At 36.8% G+C, this 17,933-nt stretch carries 19 protein-coding genes and 1 other annotated feature; all 19 genes read right to left on the reverse strand.

The genetic code is table 11. The annotated features are described in order from the left end of the window. Positions 1 to 137: 137 nt before the first annotated feature. The 19 genes from nusG to JOD29_RS17310 all read right to left on the reverse strand — a co-directional run bounded on the left by nusG (position 138) and on the right by JOD29_RS17310 (position 17,545). Positions 138 to 674: a transcription termination/antitermination protein NusG gene (gene nusG, locus JOD29_RS17220; protein ID WP_124766150.1), complete on the reverse strand. Its 537-nt coding sequence runs from the start codon at positions 672 to 674 to the stop codon at positions 138 to 140. A gap of 182 nt (positions 675 to 856) precedes the next feature. Further along, positions 857 to 1,042 carry a preprotein translocase subunit SecE gene (gene secE, locus JOD29_RS17225; protein WP_124766148.1) on the reverse strand — a complete coding sequence of 62 codons (186 nt, stop codon included), beginning with the start codon at positions 1,040 to 1,042 and terminating at the stop codon, positions 857 to 859. A 44-nt stretch (positions 1,043 to 1,086) separates the two neighbouring features. Next, on the reverse strand, positions 1,087 to 1,233 hold the full coding sequence (rpmG, locus tag JOD29_RS17230) for a 50S ribosomal protein L33 (protein ID WP_124766212.1): 147 nt from the start codon (positions 1,231 to 1,233) through the stop codon (positions 1,087 to 1,089). Positions 1,234 to 1,309: 76 nt separating this feature from the next. Beyond that, positions 1,310 to 1,957: an RNA polymerase sporulation sigma factor SigH gene (sigH, locus tag JOD29_RS17235; RefSeq protein ID WP_124766146.1), complete on the reverse strand. Its 648-nt coding sequence runs from the start codon at positions 1,955 to 1,957 to the stop codon at positions 1,310 to 1,312. Between the two features lie 105 nt (positions 1,958 to 2,062). After that, positions 2,063 to 2,575: an NYN domain-containing protein gene (locus JOD29_RS17240; protein ID WP_124766144.1), complete on the reverse strand. Its 513-nt coding sequence runs from the start codon at positions 2,573 to 2,575 to the stop codon at positions 2,063 to 2,065. 9 nt (positions 2,576 to 2,584) lie between these two features. Then, positions 2,585 to 3,337, reverse strand: a complete 753-nt coding sequence (gene rlmB / locus JOD29_RS17245; RefSeq protein ID WP_124766142.1) for a 23S rRNA (guanosine(2251)-2'-O)-methyltransferase RlmB — start codon at positions 3,335 to 3,337, stop codon at positions 2,585 to 2,587. Between the two features lies 1 nt (position 3,338). Further along, a complete protein-coding gene (locus JOD29_RS17250; protein WP_124766140.1) occupies positions 3,339 to 3,755 on the reverse strand; it encodes a Mini-ribonuclease 3 in 417 nt (138 codons plus the stop codon). A 1-nt stretch (position 3,756) separates the two neighbouring features. Then, on the reverse strand, positions 3,757 to 5,160 hold the full coding sequence (cysS, locus tag JOD29_RS17255) for a cysteine--tRNA ligase (protein WP_124766138.1): 1,404 nt from the start codon (positions 5,158 to 5,160) through the stop codon (positions 3,757 to 3,759). Between the two features lie 273 nt (positions 5,161 to 5,433). Further along, positions 5,434 to 5,699, reverse strand: a binding site (T-box leader). An 85-nt stretch (positions 5,700 to 5,784) separates the two neighbouring features. After that, complete coding sequence (gltX, locus tag JOD29_RS17260; RefSeq protein ID WP_124766136.1) at positions 5,785 to 7,245, reverse strand: glutamate--tRNA ligase; 1,461 nt, start codon at positions 7,243 to 7,245, stop codon at positions 5,785 to 5,787. 126 nt (positions 7,246 to 7,371) lie between these two features. Next, the gene (gene ispF / locus JOD29_RS17265) at positions 7,372 to 7,848 is read right to left on the reverse strand and encodes a 2-C-methyl-D-erythritol 2,4-cyclodiphosphate synthase (protein ID WP_124766134.1); all 477 of its coding nucleotides are present in this window, start codon (positions 7,846 to 7,848) and stop codon (positions 7,372 to 7,374) included. A 10-nt stretch (positions 7,849 to 7,858) separates the two neighbouring features. After that, on the reverse strand, positions 7,859 to 8,542 hold the full coding sequence (gene ispD, locus JOD29_RS17270) for a 2-C-methyl-D-erythritol 4-phosphate cytidylyltransferase (protein WP_124766132.1): 684 nt from the start codon (positions 8,540 to 8,542) through the stop codon (positions 7,859 to 7,861). 97 nt (positions 8,543 to 8,639) lie between these two features. Then, positions 8,640 to 9,737: a PIN/TRAM domain-containing protein gene (locus JOD29_RS17275; RefSeq protein ID WP_124766130.1), complete on the reverse strand. Its 1,098-nt coding sequence runs from the start codon at positions 9,735 to 9,737 to the stop codon at positions 8,640 to 8,642. Positions 9,738 to 10,135: 398 nt separating this feature from the next. Continuing rightward, a complete protein-coding gene (gene radA, locus JOD29_RS17280) occupies positions 10,136 to 11,512 on the reverse strand; it encodes a DNA repair protein RadA (protein ID WP_124766128.1) in 1,377 nt (458 codons plus the stop codon). A 146-nt stretch (positions 11,513 to 11,658) separates the two neighbouring features. Next, positions 11,659 to 12,996: a gluconate:H+ symporter gene (locus tag JOD29_RS17285; RefSeq protein WP_124766126.1), complete on the reverse strand. Its 1,338-nt coding sequence runs from the start codon at positions 12,994 to 12,996 to the stop codon at positions 11,659 to 11,661. A gap of 30 nt (positions 12,997 to 13,026) precedes the next feature. Beyond that, the gene (locus JOD29_RS17290) at positions 13,027 to 14,025 is read right to left on the reverse strand and encodes a LacI family DNA-binding transcriptional regulator (protein WP_124766124.1); all 999 of its coding nucleotides are present in this window, start codon (positions 14,023 to 14,025) and stop codon (positions 13,027 to 13,029) included. Between the two features lie 3 nt (positions 14,026 to 14,028). Beyond that, positions 14,029 to 14,865 (reverse strand): SDR family oxidoreductase, encoded by an 837-nt coding sequence (locus JOD29_RS17295; protein WP_124766122.1) that lies wholly within the window; start codon positions 14,863 to 14,865, stop codon positions 14,029 to 14,031. Positions 14,866 to 14,870: 5 nt separating this feature from the next. Beyond that, positions 14,871 to 15,935 carry a mannonate dehydratase gene (uxuA, locus tag JOD29_RS17300; protein WP_124766120.1) on the reverse strand — a complete coding sequence of 355 codons (1,065 nt, stop codon included), beginning with the start codon at positions 15,933 to 15,935 and terminating at the stop codon, positions 14,871 to 14,873. Positions 15,936 to 15,950: 15 nt separating this feature from the next. Next, positions 15,951 to 16,571 carry a bifunctional 2-keto-4-hydroxyglutarate aldolase/2-keto-3-deoxy-6-phosphogluconate aldolase gene (locus JOD29_RS17305; RefSeq protein WP_124766118.1) on the reverse strand — a complete coding sequence of 207 codons (621 nt, stop codon included), beginning with the start codon at positions 16,569 to 16,571 and terminating at the stop codon, positions 15,951 to 15,953. Between the two features lie 20 nt (positions 16,572 to 16,591). Then, positions 16,592 to 17,545, reverse strand: coding sequence for a sugar kinase (locus JOD29_RS17310; protein WP_124766116.1), 954 nt, complete (start codon positions 17,543 to 17,545; stop codon positions 16,592 to 16,594). Positions 17,546 to 17,933: the final 388 nt, after the last annotated feature.

The raw sequence follows: 17,933 nt of genomic DNA on the forward strand, positions 1-17,933 counted from the left end.
TTGGGTTGCCCCTCCCACTCATATCTGTCTGTCAGCTGTTTGCCGATAACATTAATTCTCGTATGTCAAACTGTAAATTGACAGTCTGACCTCTGAAATGATACCACTTTTAATTTCTATATGCAAGTATTATCGTTCTATATTTTTTGAATCTGTTCAAAATCAAGTTCCATCTTCGTCTCGCGACCGAACATGTCAATAGTAACTTTTACTTTACCTTTATCTGCATCGATTTCTTCAACTTTACCTTGGAAATGAGCAAACGGCCCTTCTAGCACTTCCACCACTTCTCCAACAGTTACATCTAGCTCACCGATTGCTTTTTTCGTCATACCCATTTGTTTTAATAGACGATCGGCTTCTTCTGGTAATAGCGGAGTAGGTTTTGCTCCACCACCTGAAGAACCAATAAAGCCTGTTACACCAGGTGTATTGCGGACAACATACCATGATTCATCAGTTAAAATCATTTCGACTAATACATAACCAGGGAATACTTTACGCATAACCGTACGTTTCTTACCATCTTTTAAATCTGTCTCCTCGTGCTCAGGAACAACCACACGGAAGATGTTATCTTGCATCCCCATTGTTTCAACACGTTTTTCAAGGTTTGCTTTTACTCGATTTTCGTATCCTGAATAAGTATGAACTACATACCATTGTTTCTCCATAATACCTCGGACTCCTCCTTCACACATATCATGTGCGATGCTTACAAAGTTAGGGTTTCCCTCTACTTCTACATTTCTTAATTAGTATAAATCAATCCATCTTTTGCATAACTGTTAAAAACCAATGAAAAAAACCCGCTAAAGCTATACGGGCTATTTTTTAACATATTAACATAAACTCATTATAAATCTAAATACCAACGGAATAGTTTCGAGATCCCTAAATCAACTAACACAAAAAATATTGCCATAAAAATTACAGTTGATACTACTACAACAGTATATTTTGTAAGCTCTTTACCTTTTGGCCAGCTCGTCTTTCTCATTTCTGACATAACATTATGCAGAAACTTTTTTAACTTCCCCATCTAGCCTAACCTCCGAATAAATCGTCTATTCTATGTTACATCGTTTATTTTGTTTGTTTATGCATCGTGTGTTCATTGCAATAAGAACAAAACTTTTTTAACTCAAGACGTTTTGTCGACCCTACTTTTTCAGGGTATGTATAATTTCTTGAGCCACATTTTTCACAACTTAAAATAACCTTATTAGTCATTAGAATCACCACTCGACAGTTTGTCATTTAAAGACTAACACCTATTATGGCCTCTGTCAATAAGTGACATATAGTGTTACTCGCCTTCATCAAATTCTAAATGGCGTTCTAATTTACGTTTCACTCGTTGTAATGCATTGTCAATAGACTTTACATGACGATTTAATTCTTCTGAAATCTCATTGTAAGATTGTCCATCTAAGTATAGCGCTAAAACTTGTTGCTCTAAATCACTTAATATTTTACTAATCTTTTCTTCCAAATGAGAATATTCCTCTCGATTAATCATCAAATACTCAGGGTCTTCCGATTCAGTACTTGTAATAACGTCCATTAATGTACGATCAGATTCTTCATCATAAATTGGTTTATCAAGAGAAACATAAGAATTAAGCGGAATATGTTTTTGACGTGTCGCCGTCTTAATTGCCGTAATCATTTGGCGTGTAATACAAAGTTCTGCAAACGCTCTAAACGACGCAAGCTTGTCCCCTTTAAAATCGCGAATAGCTTTATATAAACCTATCATACCTTCTTGTATAATATCTTCCTTATCTGCTCCAATGAGAAAATAAGAGCGAGCCTTCGCTTTCACAAACTTGCGATATTTAGTAATTAAATAATCTAACGCCTCCGCATTTCCTTGATGCACTTGTTCTATAAGTCCTTCATCTGTTAGATCTTCATATGGTTGTAACACTTGTGTTTGATCACTTTTTAGCAACGCTCTCACCCCAGTAACGTTAGAATCAATTCGCCTCTATTTTTTGAATATTTTTGAAATATTTTAGCATTAGTATAACGGAATTAGAAAATAGCGGTCAATGAGTTATTTCAATCCCCTTCTCCATTTCTCAAATTCTATTTCTATTTCTCTAGGGAGTTGGATTCTTGAAGGGGGCCTTTCTACTTTTGTTGTCTTTACTTCTGCGGAGATTTGTTCCTGTATAATTTGCATTTCAATTTCTAGCTCACGCGCAGATTTTCGTAGTGCCCCATTTCCAAAAATCACATTTTGCTCTGTTAAATCAGATGTCGCTACATAAATTTGTCTCTTTCTGCCCTTTAATTCATTCGTTAACTTTTCAATACGTTCATCAGCTGTTTCACTTTTTCTCGTATATATAATTTCAACTGCATTTTGAATATAGTTTTGTTCAATACCTGGAACATGATAAGCGTCAAACACGACAATCACTCGCCAGCCCATCGCTGCTTTGTATTCAGCCATAAGTTCAAGCAAGCGATTGCGTGCTTCTTCAAAGTTCGTATCTCGTAATGGTCGTAATTCCTTCCATGCACCAATCATATTGTAGCCATCGACTAACAAAATATTTTGCATATCGAAGTACTATCCATTCACAGCAGTACGTTTTCGATACACTTCATACATTAGAAGGGCTGCTGCCACAGAGGCATTTAGTGATGTAACATGGCCAATCATTGGTAAATGATATAGGAAATCACACTTCTCTTTTAGTAATCGACTCATTCCACGACCTTCACTACCAATAATAATTCCAAGAGGTAAAGTTGCGTCCATTTTACGATAATCAACAGAGCCTTTTGCATCTGTTCCAGCAATCCAAACTCCACGATCCTTTAATTCATCAACAGTTTGAGCTAGATTCGTAACACGTACAACCGGCACATGTTCGATTGCACCCGTAGATGCTTTGGCAACAACGGCCGTTAACCCAACAGCACGACGTTTTGGAATAATAATTCCGTGTACACCAATGGCATCTGCCGTACGCATAATTGAACCTAAGTTATGTGGATCTTCCAACTCGTCGAGAATTAAAAAGAAGGGATCCTCATTTTTCGCTTTTGCTACGTTGAATAAATCATCTAATTCTGCATATTGATATGCCGCAACAGAAGCTACAATCCCTTGGTGGTTAGCATCTGATAATTGATCAACTTTTTTCTTAGGAACAAATTGAACAAGTACACCACGTTCTCGAGCTAAGTCTAGCAACTCATTTACACCTGTTTTTTTAACCCCTTCAGCAATCCAAAGCTTATTAATCTCACGACCTGAGCGAAGTGCTTCTAAAACTGGATTTTTTCCTGCGATGATTTCACCATTTTGTTCTACCATTTCATGAAACTCCTTTCGACTGCTCGACTATTTCAATTGCGTACTCAATTAGTTCATAAAGACGTGTATGTTGCTTTGTTAAATATAAGCTTCCTAATACCGCTTCAAATCCAGAGCTATTCCGATAGGTTTGTACATCTGTATTTTTAGGTACAGAGCCCGACTTTGCATTACGTCCTCTCTTGAAAACAGCTAACTCTTCTTCTGATAAATAATTTTCATCAATTAGCCGATAAATTATCATTGACTGCGCTTTTGCAGACACGTAATTTGTTGCTTCTTTATGCAGTCGGTTTGGTTTTGAACGACCACTTAAAAGGAGATGTTCCCGAACTTTTTGTTCAAGAACAGCATCTCCCATATACGCTAACGCTAAAGCGTTTAATTGCTTTACATCCTCTACTCGAAGTTGTGCCATCTTAAGAACCTCGTTTCCAACGTGTTCCTTGACGTGTGTCTTCTAGAACGATATCCATACTTAGCAATTGGTCACGGATCTCATCTGAACGAGCAAAATCACGGTTTTTACGAGCTAAGTTTCTTTCTTCGATTAACGCTTCAATATCCGCGTCTAATAATTCACCTTCAATATTGAACTGTATCCCCAATACTTCCCCTAGGATATCGAAAGTTTCGATAAAGGCTAATAATACCTTTTCTTCTGTGTTACTTTCATTTAGATACGTATTTGCATTACGGGCAAGTTCAAAAAGAGCTGAAATGGCATTTGAAGTATTGAAGTCATCATCCATCGCTTCTTCAAATTGCTTTTTCACTTCTTCGATCTTAACTAAGTATTCGTCAGCCTGATTTGTTAAATCGGTTGTTGTTTTTAAGCGATGTTTAAGATTTGAATAAGCTGTACGAAGTCTCTCTAGACCCGCTTTTGCCGACTCAACTAAATCCTGTGCAAAGTTAATTGGATGACGGTAATGTACAGATAGCATGAAAAATCTTAATACCTCAGGGTCAATTTGCTGGCGGATATCATGTACTAAAACAAAGTTCCCTAGTGATTTTGACATTTTTTCATTATCAATATTAATATAACCATTATGCATCCAGTAACGTGCAAAGGTTTTACCAGTATAACTCTCTGATTGGGCGATTTCATTTTCATGGTGTGGGAATGTTAGATCTTGACCACCTGCATGGATATCAATTGTGTCACCTAAATGCTCACGGGCCATTACTGAACACTCAATATGCCACCCCGGACGCCCTTCTCCCCAAGGACTACTCCAATGAATTTCACCTGGTTTCGCTGCTTTCCAAAGAGCAAAATCAAGCGGATCTTCTTTTTTCTCTCCTGCTTCAATTCGAGCCCCAACCTTTAAATCATCTATTGATTGGTGACTTAACTTACCATACCCATTGAACTTGCGTGTACGATAATAAACATCTCCTTGGGATTCATAGGCATACCCTTTTTCGACTAAAACATTAATGAATTCAATAATATCATCCATATGATTCGTTACACGTGGATGCACATCAGCCTTTTTACAACCAAGTGCTGTAATGTCTTCAAAGTAGGCATTAATAAAACGTTCTGTAAGCTCAAAGACTTCCTCACCTAATTCATTTGCTGCTTTAATGATTTTGTCATCCACATCTGTAAAGTTGGATACATATTTCACTTCATAACCTTTGTATTGGAAATATCGACGTACTGTATCATACACAATGACTGGACGAGCATTTCCGATATGAATGAAGTTATATACTGTAGGCCCACATACATATATTTTTACTTTTCCTTCTTCTAATGGGACAAAGGGTTCTTTTTGTCTCGTTAAAGAATTGAAAATTTGAATTGTCATGATAAAATTCTCTCCTCCCTGAGATTCTCGCTACTGCGATTTTCTTAAACATATTTTAAAATGACCACTTATTGGATCACATCGAGGTTGGTCAATCAATTTTTAATTCGTCTATCTTCTTCAGCTATCCACTAAATACAGGAGGCATTTACCATTCCCTTTCCCCTTTTCGCCTATGTTTACACCTTTTTATAAACAATCAACAAGTAGGACTATATAGGGGCTCACACTTCCACCCAAAATAAAAACGCCCCTGCCATTCCTGTAAAGAATGACAGAGACGCAAAATTTCGCGCGGTTCCACTCTGATTGAAAGTATAAGAAGGACAGGACGTATGGTCAAATTAGACTCAAATGTCTTAAGGGTATATACTTTCCGCTTTAAGTCCTTTAACGGGGATTAGCCGACTAGCCTACTATATTTCAGCCAAGTGCTCAAAGGTGCATTTCCGTAAAATAGAGGCCTAGGTCACTCTCAGCCAATGATGACCCTCTCTTAAAAACATATTTCACGTACTTCTCCTTATCAACGCTTTTTCGAATTAGATACATTTTACATTATACCTATTAAAAGTCAACTTATTAAGCACCTGAGAACCAATAACTTATGCACAAAATAATTACTTATTTAATATACCCACTGATACGAGCAATTACCTTTTCTTTGCCGATTAACGCAATAGCATCCGGAAGTTCTGGACCATGTGTTTGGCCAGTTGTTACAACACGAATTGGCATAAATAGGTTTTTACCTTTATGTCCAGTTTCTTTTTGAACTGCTTTAATTGAAGCTTTAATTGAAGCTGGATCGAAACTTTCTAACGACTCAAGTTGTGCTTTAAAGGCACTCATAACTTCAGGAACTTGTTCACCAGCTAATACTTCTTTCGCCTCTTCATCATATTCGATGTCATCAGTAAAGAATAGGCTAGTTAATTCCACTATTTCTGCACCAAAGCTCATTTGATTATGATAAAGACCAATTAATGCAGTTGCCCATTCTTTTTGTTCTTCAGTTAGCTCTTCTGAAAGTAGGCCAGCTTTTTGTAAATGCGGTAAAGATAATTCCACCACACGTTCAAGTTCAAGCTTTTTAATATATTGGTTGTTCATCCATGTTAATTTTTGTTTATCAAACATAGATGGTGATTTAGATAGGCGTTTCTCATCAAATATTTCAATGAATTGTTCTTTTGTAAAGATTTCTTCTTCCCCTTCAGGAGACCACCCAAGAAGTGCAAAGAAGTTAAACATTGCTTCTGGTAAATAGCCCAGGTCTTTATATTGTGAAACGAATTGAATAATTGTTTCATCACGTTTAGATAATTTTTTGTGATCTTCATTTACGATTAGTGTCATATGGCCGTATTGTGGATACTCCCAATCAAATGCATCAAAAATCATCATTTGTTTTGGAGTATTTGATAAATGCTCTTCTCCACGGAATACATGAGTAATATCCATAAAGTGATCATCAAGTACAACGGCATAGTTGTATGTCGGAATACCGTTTGCTTTCACTAGTACCCAGTCACCAACATCTTTGGATTCAAAGGATACATCACCACGTACTAAGTCTGTAAACTTATACGTTACGTTTTCTGGTACACGCATACGGATTGTGAATGGAATACCTGCAGCCTCTTTTTCAGCTACTTGTTCCTTTGTTAAATGACGGCATTTTCCATCATAATTTGGTGCAGCTACACCATTCGCTCTTTGAAGTTCACGTGAAGCTTCTAATTCTTCAGATGTACAGAAACACTTATATGCAACGCCACGATCTAATAAGTCATCCGCATGTTTTTTATAAATATCTAAGCGTTCCATTTGACGGTATGGTGCGTATGGACCGCCAATATCAATTGATTCATCAGGGATAATCCCTAACCAACGTAAATTATCAAGTTGTGAAGCTTCTCCACCCTCTACATTACGTTCAATATCTGTGTCCTCGATTCGAACAATAAATTTACCGTTATGGTGTTTTGCGTATAAATAGTTAAATAACGCTGTACGTGCTCCACCAATATGTAAAAATCCAGTTGGACTTGGTGCATAACGAACGCGAACTTCTTTGGTCATGATTAATTGCCTCCTATATTGCGATCAAACTTTGAAAACTAATACCTTTTATCGTTTAAATTAACCTTGTACATTTTACCACTGTGATTTGAGAAAGGAAAGTTGCACATGTATTGGGAAACCCAATTATTTTTTTATTAATAAAATTGTAGCCATTGAAGCAATTCCCTCTTCACGGCCTGTAAATCCTAGCTTCTCAGTTGTTGTTGCCTTTACATTTACCTGAGAAGGCTCTGCATTTAAAAGTTCTGCAATTCGATTACGCATTTGTTCTATATATGGAGCTAACTTAGGTCGCTGTGCCATAATTGTACAATCAACATTTCCCAGGACATAACCTTTACTTTCAACCATTTCCCAAATATGTGAAAGTAGTTTTGCAGAGTCTGCATCTTTAAACTCTGGGTCTGTATCAGGGAAATGGCGGCCAATATCTCCTTCACCAATGGCACCTAAAGCTGCATCTGTTACAGTATGTAATAAGACATCCGCATCTGAATGACCTATTAACCCACGCTCATGAGGAATAGTAATTCCTCCAAGTATTAATGGACGCCCTTCTTCAAAGGCGTGTACGTCAAATCCTTGTCCTACTCGAAACATATTAATCCTCCTAAATTGTACGGTGCTGTATAATCGCTTCCCCGAACAGTATATCTTCTTTTGTTGTTATTTTTACATTTTCATAAGTGCTTTCAACGATATGCACTTGATGTCCTAACCGTTCTACTAACATTGCCTCATCTGTTCCTAAAAAGCCGACTTTCTCCGCTATATCTTCAGCTTCTTTAATTAAATCAAATTGAAATGCTTGTGGTGTTTGAATTGACCAAAGATTATCGCGATCCACCGTTTCAACGATAATGCCATCAGCTACTTTTTTCATCGTATCCTTTGCTCGTACTCCAGCAATTGCTGCCCCTTCTTCTTTTGCCGTCAGGACTAACTTTTCAATTACCGGAGTCGTAATAAAGGGTCTTGCAGCATCATGTACCAAAACAATGTCAACTTGATTCATTTCTTTAATGCACGAGTGGACAGAATGTTGACGCTCATTACCACCACTTGGTAAACCCTTAACTTTAGTAATTCGATATTCTTCAAGTAATTGTTGAATATAATCACGTTCTTCTGGCTTAACCGCTAGCCAAATCCCCGTACAATTTCCATCCCTTTGAAAAACCTCAAGTGTATGAATTAAGATTGGTTTATTTGCTAGTAATAAAAATAATTTGTTTTTTCCTGCACCCATTCTTTTTCCGCTTCCTGCTGCAGGTAATACGACTTCATAATGCAAGTTTTTTCACTTCCTACTTTGTCAAAAACGATGATGTCAACCAATAACCTATATTGATTTAGCACTTCTCATAAATTTTATCAAATAATGCCACTAATTAGGCAACTTGTTCATCTTTTGGCTTTGCAAATATCATTCGACCTGCTGATGTTTGCAGGACACTCGTTACAGTTACTGTGATTGATCGACCAATATAGTTTCGGCCACCTTCTACTACAATCATTGTTCCATCATCTAAATACGCTACACCTTGATTATGTTCCTTACCATCTTTAATGACAACTACCTGCATATCCTCACCAGGAATGACGACAGGTTTTACAGCATTTGCAAGATCATTAATATTTAATACTTGAACATTGTGTAGGTCACAAACTTTATTTAAATTAAAATCATTTGTTAGGATTTGAGCACCCATCTTTTTTGCTAATCTGACAAGTTTTAAATCAACTTCTTGTACATCCTCAAAGTCTTCTTCACTAATTGAAACCTTCGTCAACCGCTCATCTTGAAGCTTTTTCAAAATATCAAGCCCTCTTCGGCCGCGCGTTCTTTTTAATGTATCTGAAGAATCAGCTATATGTTGAAGTTCCGTTAATACAAATTGCGGGACAACCAAGACCCCTTCAATAAATCCAGTCGATGAAATATCAGCGATTCGACCATCAATAATGACACTTGTATCCAGCAATTTATATAACGGTTTCGTTTCAAGTGCATTTCCAGTTTGAGCATCAGGGTTCTTCTTTTTAATGCTCGGATTTGATTTTGAAAATATTTGTACTAGTTCATCACGCTTAGTAAAGCCTACGCGGAAACCTAAATAACCTAAAATGATCGATAATAGCACTGGTAAGTAGTCCCTAATAATCGGTAAATTAATTTTCCCAATCGCAAACCCAGCAAAATAGGCAACGATTAAACCTACAATTAAACCTAAAGACCCAAACAATAAATCTGCTGCTGGAAGCTTAAATAAGACATCTTCCATCCAAGAAATAAATCTTACACAGTAATCTGATAATGAAAATGATAAAATGAATAAGAAAATTGCTCCAAGTGCTACAGATACGTATGGATTATTGATCCAAGGATTAGATGATAAATTTATAAATTCGTATAATGGCGGTAAAAAAACAAGACCTAATGCTCCACCGATTAGCAAGAAAGCAACTTGTATCACTCTTTTTAACATTATTCCACCTCCTTTTTCACTTACTTAAAGATAATTATACAAGTTTGAATAACAGTTGGCGATTTCAACACCTCGCAATCCTACAATAGAGGAAATTTAGCGTTAAAAAAGTAAAATCGGCTAATAAACCTACTACCCTTGACAGTTGGTGTTCAGACTTTACTGGAATAAAGGCAAAACTTTATATAGAACTCCCACCTATAATGAGTGGGAGTCTTTTTATAAAGTTAAAATAAGTTATTATATTACTGCCCACTTTAATAGTGAAGAATGCCTATTCATCAAAAATCTTCTACGGGTGATCAAATAGTGTATTACTCTTCATCTCAATATAAAAAGCAAACCCCTCTACACTTGTATTATTTCTATAACATCTACAAATATTTGTTTAGGTTATATTATAGATCATTAAAGCAAGCTCTAATTGACTCATTAATAGTCTCTACTCCAATAATCTCAATACCACTTGGATATTCCCATCCCCCTAAATTTGCTGCAGGAATAAACGCTCGTTTAAAGCCTAGTCTTGCCGCTTCTTGAACTCTTTGTTCAACTCGTGAAACTCTGCGTACTTCACCGGTTAACCCTACCTCACCTATAAAACAATCTGTTGCCAGAACTGCTTTGTCTTTAAAACTTGAGACAATACACGTTAATACAGCCAAATCAATAGCAGGCTCATCAAGTTTTACACCACCTGCTACTTTAATATACGCATCTTGTGCCTGTAATAGCATACCCATTCTTTTTTCTAATACGGCCATTAATAACTGAACACGATTCTGATCAACACCTGTTGCCATTCGTTTTGGATAGTTAAAACTTGTAGGTGTTACAAGCGATTGAATTTCAACTAAAATAGGACGAGTACCTTCCATCGACGCCACAATAGTTGAACCAGCCGCACCATGTGAGCGCTCTTGTAAAAATAGCTCAGACGGGTTTGATACTTCTTTTAATCCATGATGAACCATTTCAAAGATGGCAATTTCATTCGTAGAGCCAAATCGATTTTTCTGACTTCTTAATATTCGATATGTATGGTGACGTTCCCCCTCAAAATAGAGCACCGTGTCAACCATATGTTCTAGCAATCTCGGCCCTGCAATTTGACCTTCTTTCGTTACATGGCCAACTAAGAAAATGGCAATCCCTTTTGTTTTCGCAATGCGCATAAGTTCTGCTGTACATTCCCGAACTTGTGATATACTCCCAGGTGCACTCGTTACTTCAGGGTGATGTATGGTCTGAATGGAATCCACTATGACAAACTTCGGTTGAACTTCTTCAATTGTTTGGTGAAGTAATTCTAGGTTTGTTTCGGAATAAATATAGAGTTCCGGTGATTGAACACCTAAACGGGATGCACGAAGTTTGGTTTGACGCATCGACTCCTCACCCGATATATATAAAATGCGGTGACCTTTATTTGAGAGAATAGCTGAAACTTGCATTAATAGAGTTGACTTCCCAATTCCAGGATCACCTCCGATTAATACAAGTGAACCCGGGACAATGCCCCCACCTAATACTCGATTCAGCTCTTCCATATCTGTTGTGACACGAGGTTCTTCTGCTGTTTCAACATCAATAATTGGTGTCGCCTTCTGTGAAATCGAGTTTGAGTGTTGAAATGCCCCTCGAGGACCCTTTGCAATGACTTCGACTTCTTCCACCATCGTATTCCATCCACCACACCCAGGACAACGCCCCATCCATTTCGGGGACTCATAACCACATGATTGACAACCAAATTTCGTTTTCTTTTTCGCCATAGTGTCTCTCCTTAGATTTAAATTCTTGTTTTAATTGTACATGACGAATCTTTAAACCTCCTAATAATACAACAGGTACTGACTCAAATTTTTAACGTAATATAAAAAGCCGCTCGTTAAAAACGAGCGGTCTTGCAATCTCTCATTTACATAAAGAGGTCTAATATTAATACTACACCTAAGCCAACTAAAGAACTTGTGAATAATAATAAGCCCCATGTTTTAAATGTTTCTTTTATTGTTAAATTGAAATACTCTTTAAACAACCAAAATGATGCATCATTAACATGCGTAATCGTGTTACTTCCCGCAGCAGTCGCTAACACCATTAGCACCGGATTAACATCAAATAACGGGATTAGTGGACCAACTATACCTGCTGCAGTAACAGCAGAAACTACTCCTGTTCCTGTTGCAATACGGATCATTGCCGTGATTAGCCATGCCATAATTAATGGTGAAATACTTGAATTCTCCATTAAATGTGCAATCGTGTCACCTACACCTGAATCTAAAATAATTTGTTTAAATGCACCACCTGAACCGACGATAAAGATGATCATTGCAATTCCCTCAATTGCTTTTGAGAAAGAATCCATAACCGCTTTCATTGATCTTCCACGACGAATACCTAATACATAAATTGCAATTAGAACAGCTAAAATCATACTAATTTCAGCACTACCAAAGAAGCTAATTAGCTCATACGTCTTAGACCCTTCTTCGATAAACATTTTCCAAATCGTAGCAATTGTAATGATGAACGCCGGTAATAATGGAATAAATAAACTAGTAAAGAAACTTGGTAGTTCTGACTCTTCAAATTCCTTTTCTTTCTTAACAAGAGGGGGAACCGGTTTATCTAAATTTTTCAGTAATCTTGGTAAAATGATTCCACCAACGAGTACAGCCGGAATGAATACAACAATTCCAATAATATAAACCATTCCCATGTCTGCCCCATATGCTTCAACTAAAGCAACAGGACCAGGTTGCGGAGGGAAAAGACTATGTGCCAATGTAGCGGCAGCTACCATTGTCATTCCAAGACGCATATATGGAATTTTTGCCTCTACTGCAATACTAATTACTAAAGGCGCTAAAATAATAAATGCTACCTCGTAAAATACCGAAATCCCAAAAATCATCCCAACAATAACGATTGCCCACTCTACATTCTTAACACCAAACTTGCGAAGTAATGTAGATGCTACTTGTTGAGCTGCACCTGAATCTACCATTAACTTTCCTAGCACTGCACCCATCCCGATGATAATCGCTAGGCTACCTAAAGTACTTCCAAACCCACTTTTAACAGTTGCTACAACATCTGTTAAGCCCATTCCATTTAACAAACCAACGAGAATTGCAACAATGAGCAATGCTAGTACACTATTAAGCTTTACTTTCATATTAAGAAATAGAAGCAACGCCACCCCTAAGGCAACCCAAATTATGGGTAAGTATTGCAAAATTGTTTCCATGAACATTCCACCCTTTTCTCTTAAAGTTGATTAATATGAATCTCTGTCATTAAGTTTTGGTAAAAAGCGATAGATTTCTTGATAAGTTTTGTTTTGACTTTGGATTTTTTCTACTAAAATCGTAGCTGCTTGCAATGCAATTTGTTCAAATGGTTGTTCGATTGTACAAATTGGCGGATCGAAAAAGGACGCAAAAGGTACTTCATCAATACCAATAATTCCAATCTCACTTGGTATTTTTATTCCCTTTTGTTTTACAAAGCTTAATAATTCAATTAGTACACGGTCATTTGCTACTAAAATCCCATCTGGTTGAACTTCATTAAATAAATCGTTCAACCTTTGCTGAATTTGGTTTACAGGAACCGCATTTAAATGCCCCTTAGATACCGAAAGCCCATAAGATTCCATTGCTTCTTTAAATCCCTGTAATCGCTCCACACGTGGTGTAATTGGTTGATCTATCGCATTGGTAATGAACGCGATATTTTGATAACCCTTCTCTACAAATGCATCTACCGCTAATTTACTTGCTAGCTTGTTGTCCAATAAAACACTAGGAATAGGTAAACTATCTATTTTGCGGTCAATAAAGACAATTGGAAAATGCTGCTTATACAATTTTTCAAATAAATCAATATTGTCGGTTGTTGGAAACACAATAATTCCATCTACTTGTTTAGATATAAGAACTTCAATATGTTCCCGTTCCTTTTCTGGCTGATCATTTGAGTTGCAAACGATCATATGAAACCCATTTTTATGTAAGTTAATTTCCAATTCATTTATGACTTGTGTTGAGAATGAGTGAACAATATTGGCAACGATTACCCCTACTGTTTTCGTTGACTTTTGTTTTAAGCTTCTGGCAACTATATTTGGTCGATAATTTAAGTTTTCAATTGCGTCTTGGATTTTTTGACGTGTTTCTTCACTCATATATTCAAAACGATTGTTCAAATATTGTGATACTGTGCTCTTTGAAACATTTGCTTCACTTGCAACGTCACTAATTGTTATTTTTTTCATTAATTAAACTCCTGAATATGCGTTAAATCCACCATCCACTGGGATTGTAGTACCTGTTACAAATGAAGAATAGGCTTCATCTGCCAGGAATAATAAAGCACCTAATAATTGTTCTGGCTCACCGAATTTTTTCATAGGTGTAGCTGCTAGTATCTTTTTTGAGCGATTTGTATATTCACCCTTTTCATCTACAAGTAAATCTTTATTTTGCGTTGTTATAAAAAATCCCGGAGCAATTGCATTCACTCGAAGCCCTGCTTGTGCAAAGTGAACCGCTAGCCATTCTGTAAAGTTATTAATAGAAGCTTTCGCTGCACTATAAGCAGGTATTTTTGTCAATGGTGTTAACCCACTCATAGATGAAATATTAATAATCGATGGAGCTTGAGCTTTTAATAATTCTTGACCAAATACTTGGCAAGCAAGGAAGGTCCCTGTAAAGTTTAAAGAGAATACATTTGTAAACCCGCGTTCTTCTAAATCAAAGAACGATTTCCCTTCTACTTCTTGAACTGATTCCTCAGGCGCTGTTATTGCATCTGGGTGATTTCCGCCTGCTCCATTTATTAATAAATCAACACCACCAAATTGGGTTAATATTTCTTCTCGCGCTGCAATTAATGACTGTTTTTCTAAAACGTTGGCACTGATAGCCATTGCTTCTCCACCAGAGCTAACAATGCTATCTACTACTTTTTGTCCTTTGTCTTTGTTCAAATTGATAATGGCGACCTTCATTCCTTGACGCGCTAATTCACGAGCCATTTCAGAACATAAAACTCCACTACCTCCTGTAATTACAGCGACGCGTCCTCTTAAATTGCCGTGTACTGGAATCATTCAAATCACCCTTTCACATTTTTATAAGCATCCCAAAGTCCTAGTAAATACATAATGCCTAATGCGCGGTCGTATAAACCGTAACCTGGGCGACAATCTTCTCCCCATAAGTGACGCCCATGATCCGGACGAACATATCCTTTATAATTTTGATCTGAAAGTACTTTTACAACACTTTTAATATCAATAGAACCATCGCTAGTAAAATGAGACGTTTCGGCAAAACTACCATTCTCCTCAATTTTCACATTTCGAATATGTGAGAATGGGGATCTATATGCGTATTTTTCTGCAATTTCAACCATATTGTTTTCTGGGCTAGCACCCATCGAACCTGTGCAAAGAGTGAAAGCGTTTGCATGTGATTTAGTAATTTGAATTAAACGTTCATAGCTATCTGCCCCTGTAATAATACGAGGCAATCCAAAAATTGAATACGGTGGATCATCTGGGTGAATGGCCATTTGAATACCAACTTCTTCTGCAACAGGAATAATAGCTTCTAAAAAGTATTTGAGATTTCCCCAAAGTTGTTCCTCATCGACCCCCTTATATTCCTCAAAAAGTTCAGAAAGGCGAGCTAAACGTTCCGGCTCCCAACCCGGTAATGAAAGGTCTGATGCTTGGCTAACTGTATTTACAAGTTCTTGTGGATCTAGGTTAATCACCTTTTCTTTATCAAAATATAGCGCTGTTGATCCGTCAGGCAATGGATGGAAAAGGTCGGTACGAGTCCAGTCGAAAATCGGCATGAAGTTATAGCAAATCACCTTCACTCCAAATTCTCCTAGATTTCGAATTGTTTCTTTATAGTTTTCGATATATTGGTCGCGAGTTGGTTTACCAAGTTTAATATCTTCATGTACATTTACACTTTCTACAACATCTGTGTGAAACCCAAAGCTTTGAATATAATCGACTTCTTCTTTAATCTCTTCTTTTGTCCAAAGTTCACCAGCTTGTTTGTTATGAAGTGCCCAGACAATTCCTTTTGTACCTGGAATTTGTTTAATATGTTCTAACGTCACAGTATCATTACCACGACCATACCAACGAAATGTTATATTCATGATTATATTCGCTCCTTATTTACTAAGTTCTCCACGGTATTTTCTACTTGCCGCTACCACCGCTTCATATCCGCCATCTTTATATGCTCGATTAAAGTCACTGCCTATTCCAACAGCTACTGCTCCTGCATCAATCCAGTTATTCATATTGCTTGCATTAATGCCACCGGTTGGCATTATTTGTACATGAGGAAGGGGTCCTTTTACAGATTTGATAAAGGAAGGGGTAAAATTGCTTGCTGGGAACAGCTTCAAAATATCACATCCTGCTTCTAGAGCCGCGACCATTTCACGAATCGTCATGCATCCTGGTAAATAAGGGATGCTATATCGATTACAGACAATAGCAATTTCTTTACTAAAGGAAGGGCTAACGACAAACTGCGCACCATGTAAAATAGCGTGTCTTGCAGTTTCTGCGTCTAAGACAGTTCCTGCACCAATTAATGCTTGGCTATCCTTAAAAGCCGTAAAAACTTCATGTACAAACGGTGTTGTATATGTAAGCTCGATTGAGGTAATACCACCCTCAATTGCACCTTTTGTTAAAGTAATAGCTTCTTCTGGACTATTACCGCGAATAACAGCAACTAACTTTTCATTGACAAGAGTTTGTAATACTTCGAATTTCCTCATTTCAATTCACCTTCCCTTTCTTATCGCTCGATAATTTTCCGTTTTCCAAGAAATGCTTCAACATCTTCTAATTCCGGCAAGCCTTCGTTATCACCTGATACAGTTGTAACGAGACCTCCAACTGCATTGGCAAAAGTTAATCGTTCATCTATTGACATATCATTTAAAAAACTGTAAATATAGGCAGCATCAAATCCATCTCCAGCCCCTACTGTATCAATTACCTTAAATTTAAATGCTTCTTTTTTATACCAATTTTCGTTGATATAAGCTTGGACTCCATTACTACCATCTTTAATAATCAATTGAGCGATGTCATTTTCACTCGCAAACCGTTCCAAGCTATCTTTCGAAGCATTTTCGAGTATTAGTTCAATTTCGTCGAAACCTGTTAGTAAAATATCAACAAATGGGAAAATTTTTGCATAAGCCCTCTTTGCCTCTTCAATTGTCCAGAGTTTTAATCGAATATTCGGATCAAAAGATACTGTAATATCGTTTTCCTTTGCTATCTTCAATACACGCATTGTAATATTCAAATTTTGTGGCGCAATCGCTAAAAATACTCCGGTTAAATGAATGACATCAACCCCTTCAAACATTCCCTTTGAAATATCATCTTCTGATAGTGTTAAAATCGGTGATTGATTTCGGTAATAAAATGTTTTACCAGAGCCATCTTCTCGTATTTCTTTAAAGTTTAATGAGGTTGGGTAGCCTTCCACTAGCTTGACAAAAGACATATCTATGCCTTCACCGCGCGCAAAATTATAAATAACCTTCCCAAACTCATCTCCACCAAGTCGACTCATCCACTTTGTTTGTAAACCTAGTCTTGCACATCCGATTGCAAAGTTTAATTCAGCCCCACCAACTTTACGTTCAAAACTTGATACATAACGCATCGGACCTGTGGTAGATGGATTAAAGGTAATTAGCGCATCTCCTAAAGTCCAAACTATTTTAGAAGTCACTTCAATCCCTCCTATATTATTTATTATCTATATTTTATAAATCGGTTTACTAAACCGGTTTAGTAATTAGTTATTACAAAAACTATACAATGTAACTGCTTTCATTAGCAACGGTTTTTTAAATAAAAACGAGCATTTTTATTTATTCAAAAACAACAATTGTGTATTTTCGAGAAATTATCAAATAAAATTAGCTGTTTTATAACAGAAAAGTTTTTAGATATTTCAGAGTAATCAATAATTAAATGTTTCCATTTTATAAATAAAAAAAGGACTCGTAATATACGAGTCCTTTCAGATTGTCGACAAAAGGCCTTCAGAATGGTTTCATTCTGAAGGCCTTTTGTCTTTTTGAGATTTTTCGGGTATTTTTCAGTCTTATTTTAAG

Origin of the sequence: Lysinibacillus composti, assembly GCF_016908465.1 — a bacterium.
GTDB classification, from domain to species: Bacteria; Bacillota; Bacilli; order Bacillales_A; family Planococcaceae; genus Ureibacillus; species Ureibacillus composti_A.